The sequence below is a fragment of the Microlunatus kandeliicorticis genome, assembly GCF_014137855.1.
In the GTDB taxonomy this organism is placed as follows: domain Bacteria; phylum Actinomycetota; class Actinomycetes; order Propionibacteriales; family Propionibacteriaceae; genus Microlunatus; species Microlunatus kandeliicorticis.
Map to the genome: position 1 here is coordinate 208,238 of NZ_JACGWT010000006.1, position 16,485 is coordinate 224,722.

General features: G+C 69.9%; 19 protein-coding genes and 1 tRNA gene. 10 read left to right on the top strand and 10 right to left on the bottom strand.

What is annotated here, in order from left to right; all coding sequences use genetic code 11:
* Positions 1-16: 16 nt before the first annotated feature.
* Positions 17-646, bottom strand: a complete 630-nt coding sequence (locus tag FHX74_RS20820) for a GNAT family N-acetyltransferase (protein ID WP_182561540.1) — start codon at positions 644-646, stop codon at positions 17-19.
* Positions 643-1,203 carry a GNAT family N-acetyltransferase gene (locus FHX74_RS17815; protein ID WP_182561541.1) on the bottom strand — a complete coding sequence of 187 codons (561 nt, stop codon included), beginning with the start codon at positions 1,201-1,203 and terminating at the stop codon, positions 643-645. The genes FHX74_RS20820 and FHX74_RS17815 overlap by 4 nt, the downstream gene beginning before the upstream one ends.
* Positions 1,204-1,273: 70 nt before the next feature.
* On the opposite strand from FHX74_RS17815, the gene FHX74_RS17820 reads away from it, so the two are divergent.
* On the top strand, positions 1,274-2,254 hold the full coding sequence (locus FHX74_RS17820; RefSeq protein WP_182561542.1) for an HD domain-containing protein: 981 nt from the start codon (positions 1,274-1,276) through the stop codon (positions 2,252-2,254).
* 198 nt (positions 2,255-2,452) lie between these two features.
* Positions 2,453-3,172 (top strand): aspartate/glutamate racemase family protein, encoded by a 720-nt coding sequence (locus tag FHX74_RS17825; protein ID WP_182561543.1) that lies wholly within the window; start codon positions 2,453-2,455, stop codon positions 3,170-3,172.
* 10 nt (positions 3,173-3,182) lie between these two features.
* Here the strand turns inward: FHX74_RS17825 and FHX74_RS17830 are convergent, their stop codons facing one another.
* A complete protein-coding gene (locus FHX74_RS17830; protein ID WP_182561544.1) occupies positions 3,183-4,115 on the bottom strand; it encodes an NAD-dependent epimerase/dehydratase family protein in 933 nt (310 codons plus the stop codon).
* A complete protein-coding gene (locus FHX74_RS17835) occupies positions 4,112-4,552 on the bottom strand; it encodes a MerR family transcriptional regulator (RefSeq protein ID WP_182561545.1) in 441 nt (146 codons plus the stop codon). Before FHX74_RS17835 ends, FHX74_RS17830 begins: the two co-directional genes overlap by 4 nt.
* Before the next feature lie 783 nt (positions 4,553-5,335).
* Here FHX74_RS17835 and FHX74_RS17840 point away from each other — a divergent pair.
* The 6 genes from FHX74_RS17840 (at position 5,336) to FHX74_RS17865 (ending at position 11,269) form a co-directional block, all read left to right on the top strand.
* On the top strand, positions 5,336-5,686 hold the full coding sequence (locus FHX74_RS17840; RefSeq protein ID WP_182561546.1) for an ArsR/SmtB family transcription factor: 351 nt from the start codon (positions 5,336-5,338) through the stop codon (positions 5,684-5,686).
* Positions 5,687-5,760: 74 nt separating this feature from the next.
* Positions 5,761-6,315 carry an SRPBCC domain-containing protein gene (locus tag FHX74_RS17845; protein WP_182561547.1) on the top strand — a complete coding sequence of 185 codons (555 nt, stop codon included), beginning with the start codon at positions 5,761-5,763 and terminating at the stop codon, positions 6,313-6,315.
* A gap of 785 nt (positions 6,316-7,100) precedes the next feature.
* Positions 7,101-7,445: a histone-like nucleoid-structuring protein Lsr2 gene (locus FHX74_RS17850; protein WP_182561548.1), complete on the top strand. Its 345-nt coding sequence runs from the start codon at positions 7,101-7,103 to the stop codon at positions 7,443-7,445.
* A gap of 715 nt (positions 7,446-8,160) precedes the next feature.
* Positions 8,161-9,720 carry a replication initiator gene (locus FHX74_RS17855; RefSeq protein WP_328823909.1) on the top strand — a complete coding sequence of 520 codons (1,560 nt, stop codon included), beginning with the start codon at positions 8,161-8,163 and terminating at the stop codon, positions 9,718-9,720.
* Positions 9,721-9,920: 200 nt separating this feature from the next.
* Positions 9,921-10,118, top strand: a complete 198-nt coding sequence (locus FHX74_RS17860; RefSeq protein ID WP_182561549.1) for a helix-turn-helix domain-containing protein — start codon at positions 9,921-9,923, stop codon at positions 10,116-10,118.
* Positions 10,119-10,273: 155 nt separating this feature from the next.
* Positions 10,274-11,269, top strand: a complete 996-nt coding sequence (locus FHX74_RS17865) for a tyrosine-type recombinase/integrase (protein ID WP_220484150.1) — start codon at positions 10,274-10,276, stop codon at positions 11,267-11,269.
* A gap of 68 nt (positions 11,270-11,337) precedes the next feature.
* Here the strand turns inward: FHX74_RS17865 and FHX74_RS17870 are convergent.
* From FHX74_RS17870 to FHX74_RS17895, 6 genes are all read right to left on the bottom strand, one after another.
* Positions 11,338-11,410: transfer RNA gene (locus FHX74_RS17870), tRNA-Ala, on the bottom strand.
* A 73-nt stretch (positions 11,411-11,483) separates the two neighbouring features.
* Positions 11,484-12,125, bottom strand: a complete 642-nt coding sequence (locus FHX74_RS17875) for a histidine phosphatase family protein (protein WP_182561551.1) — start codon at positions 12,123-12,125, stop codon at positions 11,484-11,486.
* Positions 12,122-12,529, bottom strand: coding sequence for a ribosome silencing factor (gene rsfS, locus FHX74_RS17880; protein ID WP_182561772.1), 408 nt, complete (start codon positions 12,527-12,529; stop codon positions 12,122-12,124). Before rsfS ends, FHX74_RS17875 begins: the two co-directional genes overlap by 4 nt.
* Positions 12,526-13,245, bottom strand: coding sequence for a nicotinate-nucleotide adenylyltransferase (nadD, locus tag FHX74_RS17885; RefSeq protein ID WP_328823932.1), 720 nt, complete (start codon positions 13,243-13,245; stop codon positions 12,526-12,528). The genes rsfS and nadD overlap by 4 nt, the downstream gene beginning before the upstream one ends.
* 28 nt (positions 13,246-13,273) lie before the next feature.
* Complete coding sequence (locus FHX74_RS17890; RefSeq protein ID WP_182561552.1) at positions 13,274-13,420, bottom strand: hypothetical protein; 147 nt, start codon at positions 13,418-13,420, stop codon at positions 13,274-13,276.
* 24 nt (positions 13,421-13,444) lie between these two features.
* Positions 13,445-14,704 (bottom strand): glutamate-5-semialdehyde dehydrogenase, encoded by a 1,260-nt coding sequence (locus FHX74_RS17895; protein ID WP_182561553.1) that lies wholly within the window; start codon positions 14,702-14,704, stop codon positions 13,445-13,447.
* A gap of 269 nt (positions 14,705-14,973) precedes the next feature.
* Between FHX74_RS17895 and FHX74_RS17900 the strand changes: the two genes are divergently transcribed.
* Entirely contained in the window at positions 14,974-15,876 is a 903-nt protein-coding gene (locus FHX74_RS17900) for a phosphotransferase enzyme family protein (protein ID WP_182561554.1), read from the top strand.
* Positions 15,873-16,406 (top strand): AAA family ATPase, encoded by a 534-nt coding sequence (locus FHX74_RS17905; protein ID WP_182561555.1) that lies wholly within the window; start codon positions 15,873-15,875, stop codon positions 16,404-16,406. Before FHX74_RS17900 ends, FHX74_RS17905 begins: the two co-directional genes overlap by 4 nt.
* Positions 16,407-16,485 lie beyond the last annotated feature (79 nt).

Below are 16,485 nucleotides of genomic sequence, written 5' to 3' on the forward strand. Positions count from 1 at the left end.
TCGGCTGAGGGCTGCCTCAGCCTGTACCGAGGGCGAAGGTCTTCTGCATCACGGCCTGGACGACCACGCCACTGACCGACTCCACGCGCCTCCGGAGCGCAGGATCACCGGGCTCGTCGAGCCACAGCTGGGGGTGTCCCTCCCAGCACGACAGTCGCACGGTGTGCCCGGCGAGCACCCCGTCGACGAGCATCTCGATCACGGCGCTCGGGTCAGCGATCCTCGGGTCGACCTGGATGAGCCACCGGCCGGTGTACCCGCACCGACGGTAAAAGGCGAGGGCCTCGTCAACGCTGCCCAGCGTGACACGGTCCGCTCCTCGAGCCGCGAGGAGACCCTCGGTCTCCTGCAGAAGCCGGCGCCCGACCCCTCGCCCGCGCCACGAGTCGCGGACGGCGACCACAGTGATGACGTCGACCCCGTCGCTCGCCACGCAGCCGACGACCTCCTCGCCGGCGCACGCCATCGCCAGCAGACCGGGATCCGCGCGAAACGATGCCTCGAGCTGGGACCGTCTCCTCCGCCACGGGGTGCCCGCTCCCCACGCGGCGTCGAACACAGCCAGTGCGGCGTCGACGTCCCGTCCCGTACACCCCCTGCGGAACTCGAGATCCTGAGGATCGTCGGGGCCGCCGCCGCAGGTCACGGTCCGACCCGTCCGTGGAGGTGCATGTCGTGCCACCCGTCGGCATGCAGCCCGGCGGCGCGCCGGGTGCCCTCTGCCGCGAAGCCGACGCTGAGAGCGACCCGGCAGGACGGCTCGTTCCTGGTCGAGTGCTGGAGCTCGACGCGGTGAAAGCCGGTGCGGAAGGCCCAGGCGACGGCGGCTTCCAGGGCTCGCGGAGCAACGCCGCGACCGCGCGCGGTCGGAACCGTCCAGTAGGCGGCCTCGGCCGTCCCGCCCGCAAGGTTGAGCCTGAGCGTCATCCGCCCGGCGAAGAGGGTTTCTTGCTCGACCGCCCAACTGGCCCGCCGCGCCTCCTGCCAGGCTGCCTGTTCGGAGGCGACCCAGGCCCGAGCCTCGTCCGCGTCCATCGTGCGTGTATGCCAGTGCCGGATCGCTGGGTCGGCGTAGGCCGTCACCAGCGAACCCACGTCGGACACTCGCCACGGTCGCAACGCGAGGCTGCCGTCGACAAGGATCGGTTGTGGGGTGCCGACGACAGCACGCGGGTCGACCACTGGCTCGATCTCGGCTGGCACCACCGCATCGTCGCACCCTCGCTCGGCCCACCGACGTGCGCAGACGGCCGGCGGTCACGAGAATGTGCTGGTGATCATCACCGCGGACACGTCGGGTTCGAACGGGGTGTACGTCGACCCGGTCTGGCGGGTCGAGGTGGCGCTCACACCGGTGGAACAGGCCCTGCTCCGGACGTGGTGGGTGCGGCGGCTCGGCTTCGTGAGCCACGCCGGGGCGGCGGTGATCACCACGGCGCAGACGTACACCCGGCTCGAGCACTCGCTCGGGTTGCTCGCGCTGGTCGCCCACTTCCGTCCCGATGATCACGTGGCACGCGTGGCCGCACTGGTGCACGACGTCGGGCACCTGCCGTTCAGCCACACCCTCGAGCACCTCGGCGGACTGGACCACCACGAGCTCGGCGCCGCGCGGATCCGCGACCTCGCGCCGGTCCTGCAGGCCCACGGGTACGACGCGGAGACGGTGATCGCCGTGGTCGACGGGGTCCGCCCGTCCGGTCTGCGTGGATCAGGCCCCGGCCTGCGACTCGACCACCTGGAATCGTTCGTCCGCAGCGGTCACGCTCACGGGCGCACCGGGGAGCCGCCGCGCGAGACCCTGGAACGGCTCCGGCTGATCGACGGCGTGATCGACACCGACGCCGCCACGGCCGGCTACCTGCGCGCGTTGATCATCGCCGAAGCGCACGCGCAGACCGCCGACGCCAACCTCGTCCCGGTCGCGGTGCTCCGCGAGCTGGCCGGCCGCGTGCTGGACCCGGCCGACCCGTCGCGGCGCGATCAGATCGCTGCGCTGACCGACGACGGTCTCTGGTCGCTGCTGCTCGGCGGTCCGGCCACCCGGGACGACGCCGAGCGGCTCCGTCGAGCCCCGTGGTCGTGGCGCACCGACCCGACAGCGGACGGCGGGCTGGAGGTGCGCAAGACGCGCTACTACCTCGAGCTGCCCACGGTCGACGGCGTCTCGATGCCGCCGCTCGTCCCTGCCGAGGTCGGCCTTCCCGAGCTGCCGTACTCCGTCCGCGTGGTGGCCGAGCCAGTGTCCTCCTGATCATGGTCCACCGGTGATCATGGAGCGCACGATGCCGGACCGCCGATGATCGACCGCGCCGCCCGAACCGGGACGGCCGCCGGGAGGGCGACACCTCCGGCAGACTTCCGTCCGTCCGGCTGACCCGTCCCGAGGAGCTGACCGTGAACCGTCCGAGTGTCCCCGCCGCGGCGGGCCGACCGCACCGCTGAGGTCGCCGTGCGCATCCTCGTCGTCAACGTCAACACCACCGCGTCCATGACCGCGGGCATCGGCGCGCAGGCCGCCCGCGTCGCCGCGCCGGGCACCGAGATCGTGCCGCTCACGCCGCGGTTCGGCGCCGAGTCGGTCGAAGGGAACCTCGAGAGCTACCTCGCCGCGGTCGGGGTGATGGACCGGGTGCTCTCCTACGACCAGCCCTACGACGCGGTCATCCAGGCCGGCTACGGCGAGCACGGGCGGGAGGGGTTGCAGGAGCTGCTCGACGTCCCGGTCGTCGACATCACCGAGGCCGCGGCCTCGACCGCGATGTACCTCGGTCACCGCTACAGCGTCGTCACCACGCTGGACCGGACGGTGCCCTTAATCGAGGACCGGCTGCTGCTGGCCGGTCTGGACCGCCGGTGCGCCTCCGTCCGGTCGACCGGTCTGGGTGTGCTTGAGCTCGAGTCCGATCCCGAGCGCGCGGTCGAGGCGATCGTGGCCCAGGCCGAGGCGGCGGTGCACGAGGACCGTGCCGAGGTCATCTGCCTGGGGTGCGGCGGGATGGCCGAGCTGGAGACCGCGGTGCGCGAACGGACCGGAGTTCCGGTGGTCGACGGGGTCGCCGCGGCGGTGACCGTCGCCGAGTCGCTCGTCCGGCTCGGGCTGTCGACGTCGAAGGTACGCACCTACGCGCCACCCCGGCCCAAGCGCATCGACGGCTGGCCGCTCGCCTGAGTCCACTGCCTCAGGCGAGCCCGAGCTCCCGCAGGCTCGCGACGGTCTCCGTGATGGTCTCGATCGCGGACCGGGGACGGAAGCCGAGCTCGGCCTTGGCGCGGTCGTTGCGAATGATCAACGGCGGCGGGTCCTCCCCCTCGGCCTCGGTCACCTCCACGCCGATCACCTGCGCGACCTCACGGAAGGTCATCGTCGGGCCGTCGGCGAGCAGCAGGTAGCGCCGGCCCGCTGCCGACGCCGTCCGCATCGCCGCCAGATGGGCGCTCGCGAGATCGCGGACGTCCACGATCCCGAACCGCTGGCGCGGGACGACCGACAGCGACCCGTCGAGCATGCCGGTGAAGAACGCCAGCGACGACCGGGCGGCCGCGGTCAGGGTCGGGCCGGCCACCCAGGTCGGGTTGAGGACGACCAGCTCGAGCCCGCCACCCTCGTCGCGGACGAAGTCCCACGCCGCGCGCTCGGCGACCGCCTTGGACAGCGGGTAGGCCGGCAGGCCCGGCGTCTCCGGGTCGGTCCAGTCGCTCTCGTCGTAGTCCCGGACCGCCTTCGGGGTGTACCCGACCGCGGCGAAGGACGAGGTCAGCACGACCCGCCGGGTCCCGGCGTCACGGGCGGCGCGCAGCACCCGCAGCGCCCCGTCCCGGGCCGGCACCACGACGGCGTCGCGGTCGGCCGTCTGGACCATGGGTGAGGCCACGTGGTGCACCTCCGCGACCCCGTCGAGCGCCGCGGCCCAGCCGGCGTCCTCGGTCAGCGACGCCTCGACGAAGGAGAGCCCGTCGGCGCCGACGCCCGCCCGCCGGACGGCGTCGCGAACCTCGTCGGCCCGGTCGAGCGAGCGCACGGTCGTGCGCACCGGCATACCGGAGGCGAGCAGGTCGGCGATCAACCGGGTGGCGACGTAGCCGGTCCCGCCGGTGACCAGGGTGTCGGTCATCGGATGCTCTCCTCGAGCCGGGGCAGGATCGCTTCGAGCGCGGCGCGCGCCGCCTGCTCGTCGGCCCGGTCCGCGCGGTCGCGCGCGTCCCAGAGCTCCGCCTTGGTCCGCAGGTAGTCCAGGTGCACCGTGAGGGTGGCGATCTGCTGCTCGACCCGCGCGGCGTGGCGCACCATCAGGTCGCGCTGCTCGCCCGCGGCGGCCCGGCCCCGGGCCCGGTTGGCCTGGTAGGTCCGCATGTCGTCGATCCCGACTCCCATCGCCCGCAGGCAGGCGAGCACCTGCGCGTCGTCGAGGTCGCGGTCGGCGTAGCGCCGGTGCCCGCTGCGGTCGTCCCGTGCGATGGGGCCGAGCAGCCCGACGTCCTCGTAGTAGCGCAGCGTCGGTTCCGGCAGACCGCTCTGCCGCGACACGTCCTGGATGGTCCATGTGGTCACGCCGCTAGCTGACCAGACCTCAAGCGCTTGAAGTCAAGGGCGGATCCGGACCGGACCAGCGCCACTCGTGCGGTGGGGATGGTGGAGCTTAGGGGATTCGAACCCCTGACCTTTTCCATGCCATGGACTCCGGAGAAGCGTCGGCGATGCCGCTTCACACTCAAATTTGTGCACTGACAGGTGTCTGGATGTAGTCAGATGCGGGGTCGTAGTCACCCAGTTGGTCACCCAGTGGCCATTCGGCGGCGCTTATTCGAACAGTCCCAGCCAGATCTGGCGCGCCGCCATTTTCGTCGCTTGGCGCGGCCGATCCTCCGCCATGGTGAAGGATCGCCCTTAGGCTCTCCTCGCGGCTACGACTGCCAATCGAGTGGCGACGAGGCAGCCGAGGCCGGATCGTCGAACCGAGCCGGATCCCCCACCAGCTCGATTCCCTGTGCGAAACGTACACCTGGGGTGGCCCGGCAGTGCTGTCAGCCAGAATCTAAGGCAGCCAGCTGGTGGTCGAACCTGCATCCGTTGGTCAGTGATGGGCACGGGTGCTATAGCTCGGAGTTTGGTGCCTCTCGACCGGCGCGGGCCGCAGCGGAGCGAGGACCCGCGCGGCGCGGCGAGCGCAGCGAGCCGCCTTGATCCATGAGAGGCAAATTCAGCAGAGGCGCGTGGAGCCCGTCGACCTCGAGCGGCGCACCACCACAAGTCGACTGCACGGTCTTGCACTCGCGCGACGCTAGCTCTACATTAAAGTAGTTACTTGAACGTCGGGATGAAGGGCGGGCCTGGATGAGTGTCGGCGCAGTACCGGCGGCGGCGATGACCTTTGCTGCGTTGGGTGATCCAGTGCGCTTGGCCATCGTGGACAAGCTGAGCGAGGGCGAGGCGACGGTCGGTCAGCTCGCCGCACTTTTCCCGATCACCTTCCAGGCTGTCTCTCAGCAGATACGCAAGCTGGAACAGGCCGGCATCGTCACTCGGAACCGCGACGGTCGCCACCAGCGCGTCCGCCTGGAGGTAGCACCCCTCGGCGAAGCAGCCCATTGGATGGAGGCGCGTCGTCAGCGGCTTGAGCAGCGTTACCAACGACTCGACGCCGTCCTCGAGGAGCTACTCGAACAAGAGCGGACCACCGATTGACCGGGGCATCCCGCGGACCACATACATCTTGCGTTGAGCACGAGCCTCAGCGCCTAAGTAAGGAGGAACACCTCATGGCCAAAGAACAGCTTGCGACGGCCGACCTGGACGCGGATCGGCCCGATGGGACGACCGGCCACGACATCCGCGAGCCCGGGCTGACCGAGCACGTCAGAGTTGGTGAGCAGAGCATCCGCCACCGCCGGGAGTTCCGAGCGCCGGCCCGGCTGGTACAGCGAACTCACACCGACCCGGACCTCTTCACGCGGTGGATGGGACCACGGGGCACGACCGTTCGGCTGGACCGCTTCGATGTCGTGACTGGTGGCGCATTCCGTTACGTCGTCGAGGCTGCGAACGGGTCGAGCTGGGCGTTCCGAGGTTCGTATCACGTGGTGCAAGAGGGGCTCCTGGTCCATACGTGGGAGTTCGAGGACGAGCCTGGAGTGACCCTGGAAACGGTCCGTTTCATTGAGCTGGACGGCGGGAGAAGTGCCTTGGAGATTGTCTCGACGTATAGGAGCCGCGACGCTTGCGACGCCATGCTCGAATCCGGGATGGACGCCGGCATGGATGAGGACTTCGAACGACTTGACGCTGTTCTCGCTGATCAGGCTCTCGCCGACTGAGCTTCGCGAACCTTGGGGCCGTGCCGCGTTTGCTAGCTGAGCATCTCAGTTGAGTACTGGCGGCCTCTGACCTTTGCTCGAAGCTCCCCGTGACGTGCCGCCTAATGATGTCTCGCGCTAGCTCGTTATGTAGACCGACCCTCTATGCGATATGGACGCGGCCCGGCCACTTGAAGTCGGCCGGGCCAATATCTCGTCGCCGCCCGTGTTGACGCCGCTCCCCCGATGCTGACTGACAAACAGATCAGGGCGGGGCTGCTTCGTGAGCAAAGGCTTTCGACCTCGAGAGTGTTCGAACTGTACGCCCGGCGCGCCCAAGTACCTAGAGCCAGGCCGGTTTGTTCCGAATAGAGGCTCCGGGGCTGGTGCAGCGAACCGGCGGCCGCCGAGGATGGTGACGACCCTTCTGATCAAATGAGCCGGTGGCGGATGCGCATCTGCTTCCTCCTGAGGCTCGATGCGGGTAGGACTCCTGCACGCTGGGCTCAGACCGGGGTTGCAGCGGCGTCGGATCGGTGTCTTGAGCTGGTGTGCGCTGAGCCGGCGCCGCTGCCTCACAGCCCGAACCGGTTTGCGGCCGAGTTCGGGGGGTAACGCTTAGCCGAGCGCTCGTTCTGGACACAGGTTCGGGCGGCTCAGACGAGGGCTTGGTACAGCAGCGCGCCCGGCCCTCGTTTCAGTTTCCGACCTACTAGTGCGGGGCTTTCTGAGGCGCAGCCTGCGACTTTATCGAATGGAAGCGCTAGAAGTTGTGCGGCTGATTGCCACAGGGCTTTCATAGGGGCATGGCACAGAAGATCGTGACGCTTCTCTCCGACGATATTGACGGAACCGAGAGCGACGACATCAAGACCGTCACCTTGAGCTTCGAGGGCCGGTCGGTTGAAGTTGACCTGACACCGAAGAACTACGACAAGCTGGCCAAGGCCGTTCGCCCCTACCTCGAGGCCGGACGGCGCGTCGCCGCCGGGGGTGGGCGTTCCGGTGGCCGCCGTTCCTCGACGCGCAGTACTTCGGGCGGTAGCGATACCCAGAAGATCCGCGAGTGGGCTGAGGCAAACGGCGTCGAGGTCTCGTCTCGCGGCCGGATCAGTGCGGCCGTGCGCGAACAGTACGAGGCGGCCCACTGACCTAGCGCGATCAGAGCCCAGCTTTACGGTCTTGCATCGACCGCGAGGCTGGGCTTCGCGCTGCCGCGTCGGCGGCATGTCGGGGTGTCGTTTGTTTTGCACTGGTCTCTGTCGGCTTTGGATCGGGTGAGTCATCTGGGGCATCAGACCCGACGGAGATTGCCTACCTCGGCCCTAAATCTCTTGCGCAGGAGTGTGATCTCCATCACATTAAGTTTGGTCGGGCGGGTCAGCAAGCCGGTTTGCGGTTGTTTCTCGTTGTTGTGTGTTGGCGTTCGTTGACGTGCGTTCCTGTCCATGGACGTTCGTGGAAGTTCGGTCAGTTTGACGCTGGAACGTGGATGCTGGTGGCTGTCCGCCTGGGTGGCCGTTTTGCGGGTCCTGTTTTGTCGGTGGGCGATGTGCATACTGGTGATCAGCAAGGCCGCCCCACACCCCAGCAAGATCAACAATCTTTGGCCACGGCCCACCCTCAGACCTCCTTCTTCGTGTGTGGCGTCAGATATATGAGTGATTTCGGCGTTGATCGACTCCGGACGCCGATCATGATCAGACCAGCTCGGCTGGTCTCCCCGAACGGGATGTGCCGCACGGCATGGAGTCGAAGCTAGGACCGTGCGGCACATCCTTCGGAGTGTGCGTGATGTCGACCCAGCCGCTCGACCAAGATCAACACCGCCAACCAGCTGACGCTGCTCCAGCGTCGAAGTGGCCGGTGATCACCGTCGACATGGCTTATGAGGTCGCAGTCGCGCACAAGGTGTGCGTGCGGCCGCTGATCCGCCGGGTCATCGACCAGGAAACCGGGACCGAGTCGAAGGTCGCGCTGCCGTGCGGATCGACCCGCGAAGACGTCTGCCCCTCGTGTGCGGACAAGGCGAGGAGGCTTCGGATGCAGCAGTGCGCCGAGGGCTGGCACCGCACCGACGAACCAGAACGCCAGCCAAACCGTGACCCGAGCTTTGCCGACACAGGAGAGGGCGAGGCTGGGTCTGAGTATTCGGCTGCAGCTGGTGATCGTCGGGTGCGGTCGACCCGTCGCCGCCAGGACGCTGCGGACCTGCCCCGGGTGCCGGTGGAGGACCGCACGGTCGGGCGGACGTTCGAGTCGCCAGACGGGAAGGTCTACCGGCCCTCGATGTTCCTCACCCTGACCCTGCCCTCCTACGGCCGGGTCAAGCCGAACGGGGCGCCGCTGGATCCGGCCCGCTATGACTACCGTCGGGCCGCACTCGACGCCCTGCACTTTCCGCGGCTGGTTGACCGGTTCTGGCAGAACCTGCGCCGGTGCGCCGGCTACCGGGTCCAGTACTTCGCCGCGGTCGAACCGCAGAAACGGCTAGCGCCGCATCTGCACGCGGCGGTGCGGGGTGCGATCCCGCGGGCCGTCATCCGCCAGGTCGTCTCGGCCACCTATCTGCAGTTGTGGTGGCCCCGCTTCGACCGCCCGATGTACGTCCACCGCACCCCGGTGTGGAGCGGCGATGGCTACTGCGATCCCGACACCGGGCTGATGTTGCCCACCTGGCACGAAGCCCTCGACCAGCTCGACCAGGCCGACGACCCCGACGATGGCCGCTCGGGGTTGGGTGCTTCACATGTGATGCGGTTCGGCCGGCAACTCGACCTGGCCGGGATCATCGCACCGTCCGAGGACGCCGACCGGGCGGTCCGGTACCTGACGAAGTACCTCGCCAAGTCCGTGGCGGGCACCTTCGCCCATCCCGGCAACGCCGACAAGCTCGACGATGGTGACCGATTCGACGCCGACTACGTGGCGCACATCGATCGGCTGCACGCCGAGCTGCGCTATCTGCCGTGCTCCGAGCACTGCGCGAACTGGCTCCGGTTCGGCGTCCAGCCCAAGCATCCGGGTCCGGGTCTGCGGCCGGGTGAGTGTGGGAGCAAAGCCCATGATCGTGAGCACCTCGGCCTCGGTGGCCGCCGCGTCCTCGTCTCGCGGCAGTGGTCGGGCAAGACGTTGCGTGAGCACCGCGGTGACCGAGCTGCCGTGGTGCGGGAGGCTCTGCTGGAGTCCGGGATCGTGGCCCCGGAGATTGAACGCCTCGCTGCTTCGGTCACGATGCCCGATGGCACACCCCGGTATGTCTGGACCGACACGCTCGCGGATCCCACCACCTACGCGATGGTCATCAAGGGCTCGGTCGTGGAACGCTCGATTTGGCGAGCCCAGTACGAACCCGCGAAGCAGGCCCGGGCTGCTGGGCAGTCTCGTTCGGCAACCGGATCAGACCCCGACGTTCCTGACGGCTGACCAGTGATCCGAGGGGCTGCGTGTCTGCTTCGGCCTCCCCGACCACTGCGAAGTCTGGTCTCCGACCGGCTGGTCAAGGGTGAGCGAAGCGAATCCAACGGACACGAAGTGCCCTTGACGAGCCGGTCGGAGACCGCACCATCACCCACTCGGGGAGGCCGAAGCCCGGCGTCCCCCGGTCGAGAGGCGAGTTTGACGTCATGGTTAGACAGACGCGGTTGATAGCTCCGATCCTCTACGAGGTCGATGAGGCGGCGGAGGCATTGCGCCTGAGCCGGTCGCGGATCTATGAGCTCATTCGTTCCGGACAGCTGGAGTCGGTGAAAGCCGGGCGTCGGCGGTTGGTGCCGGTGGCCGCCCTGCAGGCATACGTTGCCTCATTGGGAGCAGCAGTATGACGCGACGGGCTCGCGGCGATGGCGGGCTGCGATGGGACGAGCGCCGCCAGCGTTGGATCGCGACCGTGACTACGGGTTACGACAGCCGCGGGAAGCGTGTGGTGCGGAAGGCGAGCGGTCGGTCACGGACCGAGGCGTCCTCGAAGCTGCGAGCCATGGTGCGCGACCAGGAGAACGGGGTCCTCCTAGCCAGGGACTTCTACACTGTCGGTGAGGCTGTCGAGGACTTTTTGAACTTCGGTCTCCCTCGCCAGGATGCTGCCACGGTCCGGACGCACCGGAGTTTGGCGCACCGCCACCTTCTTCCTCACCTCGGCCGTCGCCGGCTACGGGCGCTGACTGCAGGCGAGATCGAGGCCTGGCTCTCGACCCTCGCGCCGTCGTTGAGTACCGACACGCTTCGCCGGCTGCATGGCTGTTTGAACCGTTCGGTACGTCGGGCGATGGCTCGGGATCTGGTGAGCCGGAACGTGGTCGAGCTGGTGAGTGTGCCGAACGGGCGTACGGGTCGGCCGTCGAAGTCGCTGACGCCGCAGCAGGTCGACGCGGCGCTGACGGTGACGGCGTCGGATCGACTGCACGGCTACATCGTGTTGTCGTTGTTGACGGGGGCGCGGACGGAGGAGATGCGGGCGTTGCGGTGGGAGCACGTGCATCTCGACGAGGTGGATGGCGTGCCGCCCCACATGGAGGTGTGGCGTTCGGTCCGTTCGGGCGGCGATACGAAGACGCGGCGGAGCCGGCGGACGTTGGCACTGCCGGGTCGAGCGGTGGAGGTGCTGCGCCGGGAGCGGGTGCGTCAGCTCGAGGACCGGCTTGCGGCCGGTGATCGGTGGCAGGAGTCCGGTCTGGTGTTCACGACGTCGGTGGGGACCGCGATGGATTCAGCCAACGTGCGTCGTGGTCTGCGTCGGGCGTTGTCGCTGGTGGATGGGATCGATCCGGACGACTGGACTCCCCGGGAGCTGAGGCACTCGTTCGTCTCGGTGCTTTCCGATGCGGGCGTGCCGTTGGAGGAGATCTCGCGGTTGGTGGGTCACAGCGGGACCACGGTGACTGAGTTGGTGTATCGCCATCAGCTTCGGCCGGTGATCCAGACTGGAGCGACGGTGATGGATCAGTTGTTTGGCGTGGACGCTGCGGGGACTTAGTCACCCAGTTAGTCACCCAGCGCTGGTTGCACTCAGATGGCGCTGAGTGTTTCCCCTTGTCAGATGGGTGGAGCTTAGGGGATTCGAACCCCTGACCTTTTCCATGCCATGGAAACGCGCTACCAACTGCGCCAAAGCCCCAGCTGTGCACCGTCCGGTCTCCCGAACGGCCCGAATGAGTCTAACGGGTGAGGCCGGGGAGAGTGAAATCCGGTCAGGCCACCCGGTCCTCGGGGGCCGGCATCCCGGTCTCGGGCGCGGTGGCGTTGTACTCGCGGACCAGCCAGTGGCCGAGCCGGTGCCGCTCGAGGTTGATCCAGCCGCAGTTGCGCATGCCGCCGAACCGGTTGGGTTCGAGGTCGAGGAACCGCGCCATCCCGACCCGGCCCGCCAACCCGTGCATCACCGCGACGACCACCGCGTCGTCGTCGGCCGCCCCGACGATCTCGGTCAGGGCAGCCGCCACCCGGTCGGCGACCTCGCCGGCGGTCTCCCCCGTCGCCGACCGGCGGAAGTCGGCGCCGAGGTGGTGGTCGTGGACGTGGCCCGGGTCCTGCTGCTCCACCGTGGCGACGGTCAGTCCCTCCCAGGACCCGACGTCGATCTCCCGCAGCCGGCGGTCGTAGGTCACGGTCAGCCCGGTGACGCGGGCCAGCGCGTCCGCGGTCTCGGCCGCGCGCGAGAGGTCGCTGGCCACGATCGCGGTCGGCCCGAGCGCGGCGATCCGCGGTGCGGCGGCCGCGGCCTGACCTCGTCCGACCTCGTCGAGCGGGATGTCGGCCTGGCCCTGGAACCGCCCGGTGGCGTTCCACGCGGTCCGGCCGTGCCGCCAGATGATCAGCCGGGCGGCGGTCACCAGGTCGGTCCGGCCGCGTCCTGCGCGGACGGCCGGGCGAGGTGCTGGTCGAGCTGCAGGTCGATCTCCGGGCAGTCGTGCCAGAGCCGTTCGAGGGCGTAGAACGCGCGCTCCTCGCTGTGCTGCACGTGCACGACCAGCTCGTAGTAGTCGAGCAGCACCCAGCGCTGCTGGCGGTCGCCCTCGCGGCGCAACGGCTTGGCGTCGAGTCCGCGGAGCGCCTCCTCGACGCCGTCGACGACCGCGCCGACCTGGCGTTCGTTGGTCGCGGTGATCACCAGGAAGACGTCGGTGATCGCGAGCTGCTCGGAGACGTCGTAGGCGACGATGTCGCTCCCCAGCTTGTCGGAGGCGGCCTGCGCGGCCGCCCTCGTCAGCTCGACGGCGTGGTCGGTGGCGGTCAGGATCGGCTCCCCTCGAGATGGTCGTGCGGCTGGGTCTGCTGGTCGTAGAGCGGCGTGCTGATCATCGGCGGCTCGGCGTACAGGCCGCGCTTGGCGATGTACTGGACGATCCCGTCGGGCACGAGGTACCAGATCGGGTCGCCCTGTCCTACCCGCGCGCGGCAGGCCGTGGACGAGATCGACAGCGCCGGGATCTCCAGCAGGGTGATGCGGTCGGCCGGCATCGCGTCGATCGCCGGCCGGGTCAGCTCCACCCCCGGCCGGGTGCAGCCGACGAAGTGCGCGAGCCGGAACAGCTCGTCGACCCGGCGCCAGCTGAACATCTGGGCGAGCGCGTCCGCGCCGGTGATGAAGAACATCTCGACGTCGTCGCCGCGCTCGGCGCGCAGGTCGGTCAGGGTGTCGTAGGTGTAGGTGACGCCCGGCCGGTCGATGTCGACGCGGCTGACGCTGAACCGCGGGTTCGACGCGGTGGCGATCACCGTCATCAGATAGCGGTCCTCGGCGCCGGACACCTCGCGGTCGGTCTTCTGCCACGGCTGCCCGGTGGGGACGAAGACCACCTCGTCGAGCGCGAACCGGCTGGCGACCTCGCTGGCCGCCACCAGGTGCCCGTGGTGGATGGGGTCGAAGGTGCCACCCATCACCCCGAGCCGATAGCGCCGCCCGGCGCTGGCCCGGGGATCGCGGACGAGCCCGGTCGGCCGCGGTGGGATCACCGGCACGATGCGGTTCCTCCGCTCCTCAGCTGTGCGGCCGGCCCTTGCCCGCGGCGAGGGTGATCAGCAGCAGCGACACGAGGATGCCGAAGGCGATCAGCCCGAACGCCCACGGCGGCAGCGGCAGCTCCGTCTCGAGGGCCGTCTGCAGAACGGTCAGGCCAACAGTCATGGCCGCAGCCTACCGCCGGAGCTCTCACGCCCGGGTCTGGCCAGTGCCGGTGATCACGTACTTCGTCGACGTCATCTCGGGCAGCGCCATCGGACCGCGGGCGTGCAGCTTCTGGGTGGAGATGCCGATCTCGGCGCCGAAGCCGAACTCGCCGCCGTCGACGAACCGGCTGGACGCGTTGACCAGCACGGCGGCGGCGTCGATCTCCGCGGTGAACCGGCCGGCCGCGGCGGTCGAGTCGGTGACGATGGTCTCGGAGTGGCCGGTGCTCCAGCGGCGAATGTGGTCGATCGCCGCGTCGAGGTCGTCGACGACGCCGACGGCGATCTCGAGGGCGTGGTACTCGGTGGCCCAGTCCTGCTCGGTGACCGCGACGGTGGCCAGGTCGCCCGCGTGCGGCCGGGTGCGCTCGTCGACGTGCAGCACGACGCCGGCCTCGGCGAGCCGGGCCAGCGCGGTGGGCAGGAAATCGGCGGCGGCGTCGGCGTGGACGAGCAGGGTCTCGACGGCGTTGCAGACGCTCGGACGCTGCACCTTGGCGTTGAGCAGGATCGCGGTGGCCGTCTCGAGGTCGGCGCCGGCGTCGACGTAGAGGTGACAGTTGCCCACCCCGGTCTCGATCACCGGGACCACGCTGTTGCGGACCACGGTCTCGATGAGGTCGGCGCCGCCGCGCGGGATCAGCACGTCGACCAGCCCGCGGGCGGCCATCAGCTCGGCGGTCACCTCGCGCGGCCCGGGGACGAGCTGGACGACGTCGGCGGGCAGCCCGGCGTCGACCACGCCGGCCCGGAGCGCCTCGACCACGGCCGCGTTCGACGCCGCGGCCGAGGACGAGCCCCGGAGCAGCACCGCGTTGCCCGACTTGAGCGCGATCCCGGCCGCGTCGGCGGTCACGTTCGGCCGGGCCTCGTAGATGATCCCGACCACGCTGAACGGCACCCGCACCTGCTGGATCCGGACGCCCTGGGCGGTGGTCCAGCCGCGGACGACGTCCCCGACGGGGTCGGCCAGCCCGGCCAGCGCCCGCAGCCCGTCGACCATCTGCTCGACCCGCGTCGGGGTCAGCCGCAACCGGTCGACCAGCCCGGCGTGGGTGCCGGCGGTCTCGGCCCGGGCCACGTCGTCGGCGTTGGCCTCGAGCACCGCGGTCTCGGCCTTGGCCAGCGCGTCGGCCATCGCGTGCAGCGCGGCGTCCTTCACCCCGCGGGTCGCGGTGGCCAGCGCCCGCGACGCCTCGCGGGCGGCCAGCGCCCGCTCGCGGACGGAGAGCTCGGTGGTCATGCGGAAACCCTACGCAGCCGACCCGGTAGATCGTGCGGCTCGAAGCCCCGGTGGACGGCTCGGGGGCCATCGGGAGCCATCGAGCCGCAGGATCAACCGGGTTGCTCGCGGGACACCGTCACTGACGGCAGGAACCGACCGCTCGGTCGGAACAGGCGCGGTCCGTCAGGCGTGGCGGCGAGCGCATTGCCGATCGAGCGGTCAGATCCTGCCCGTTCGGCGGGCAAACCCGGTCGCGTCGGGCGGCGCCGACGCCTACGGTGACGCCGGTGGACCCCGACCGGCTGATGGCGCTGCTCCCGGCGCTGCTGGCCCGGGCGTGGGACACCGCTCCCCTCGCGCTCGGCCCGCTGCCGGCCGGGATGAACTCGGTGGTGGCCCGGGTGGACCTGCCCGACGGCAGCTGGGTGGCCAAGTGGGCCCCCGACGCGACCGCCGACGCGCTCGACCACGGCTCGGCGATCGCCGAACGACTGGCCCGGCACGGGCTGCTGACCGGGGCTCCGCGGCGGACCACCGCGGGCGAGCTGTCCGCCGCGGCGGCGGACGGCCGAGTGGCCCTGCTCGCCTTCGTCGACGGCGTCGAGCTCACCGGGGAGACCGCCGAGGAGCAGCGGGCGATGGCCGAGGCACTCGCCCGGGTGCACGCGGCCGAGCACCGGGTCCGCGACGACGCCCGCGCCCGGCCGTTCCTGCGCGGCTGGTGGTCGGAACCGGCCGCCGAGCCGGCCTGGCTGGCGCCGCTGCTCGCCGACCTGCTCGACCGTTACGACGCGCTGCCGCCGCTCGGGTGGGGTGTGGTCCACGCCGACCCGGCTCCGGAGGCGTTCCTGCGCACCCGGTCGGGTGAGGTCGGGATCATCGACTGGAGCGCCGGGCAGGACGGTCCGCTCGTCTACGACGTCGCGTCGGCGCTGATGTACCTCGGCGGGCGCGAGCGCGGCGCGGCGTTCCTCGACCGCTACCGGGAGATCGGTCCGCTGCCGCCGGGTGAGCTCGACGCCCACCTCGACCTCTTCGGCTTGCTCCGGGCGGGGGTCCAGGCCGAGTACTTCGCCGGGCGGCTCGCCGCGGACGACCGGACCGGGATCGACGGCCCAGAGGGCAACCTCGAAGGTTTCGCCGACGCCCGGGCGATGCTCGCCTCGTTCGGGCTGGAGACCCGCGGATGACCACGCTGTGGCTGGTCGTCGGGCTGCCGGGCGCCGGCAAGACCACCACCGCGCGACGGCTGGCCGCGGAGCGCCGGGCGCTCCGGTTCACCCCGGACGAGTGGATGCTGCCGCTCTTCGGACGGGAGTTCGCCGACGAGGCCTGGGCCGCGAAGCGCGACCTGGTCGAGGCCCGACTGATCACCGTGGCGCGCCAGGCCCTGCGTCTCGGAACCGACGTGGTGCTCGACTTCGGCTTCTGGGGACGCGAGGAACGCGAGGCGCTCGGCTGGCTGGCCGCCCGGCACGACGCCGTCGCGGAGGTGGTCTATCTGCCGGTCGACCCGGCGACCCAGCTCGAGCGGGTCCGGCGGCGGTCGGCGGAGCACCCGGACACCAACTTCACGATGACCGCGGCCGACCTCGAGACGTGGCGTGAGCAGTTCGAGGAGCCGGACGCGGCCGAGCTGGCCAGGGTGCCGTTCCGGGCCGAGGTCGACTGGGCGGGCTGGATCCGCGATCGCTGGCCGGGAGCGCTCGACCCGATCTAAGGGGTGCCGGCGCTTCGACAGGCTCAGCGCGCGGAACCAGCGCTTCGACAAGCTCAGCGCGCGGAACCAGCGCTTCGAC

Coding starts and splice junctions, on each gene's coding strand:
- FHX74_RS17830 (WP_182561544.1), bottom strand. CDS start 4,115: ATGACCGACACCCTGGTCACCGGCGGGACCGGCTACGTCGCCACCCGG.
- FHX74_RS17840 (WP_182561546.1), top strand. CDS start 5,336: ATGAGTGTCGGCGCAGTACCGGCGGCGGCGATGACCTTTGCTGCGTTG.
- FHX74_RS17845 (WP_182561547.1), top strand. CDS start 5,761: ATGGCCAAAGAACAGCTTGCGACGGCCGACCTGGACGCGGATCGGCCC.
- FHX74_RS17850 (WP_182561548.1), top strand. CDS start 7,101: ATGGCACAGAAGATCGTGACGCTTCTCTCCGACGATATTGACGGAACC.
- FHX74_RS17860 (WP_182561549.1), top strand. CDS start 9,921: ATGGTTAGACAGACGCGGTTGATAGCTCCGATCCTCTACGAGGTCGAT.
- FHX74_RS17865 (WP_220484150.1), top strand. CDS start 10,274: ATGGTGCGCGACCAGGAGAACGGGGTCCTCCTAGCCAGGGACTTCTAC.
- FHX74_RS17890 (WP_182561552.1), bottom strand. CDS start 13,420: ATGACTGTTGGCCTGACCGTTCTGCAGACGGCCCTCGAGACGGAGCTG.
- FHX74_RS17895 (WP_182561553.1), bottom strand. CDS start 14,704: ATGACCACCGAGCTCTCCGTCCGCGAGCGGGCGCTGGCCGCCCGCGAG.
- FHX74_RS17905 (WP_182561555.1), top strand. CDS start 15,873: ATGACCACGCTGTGGCTGGTCGTCGGGCTGCCGGGCGCCGGCAAGACC.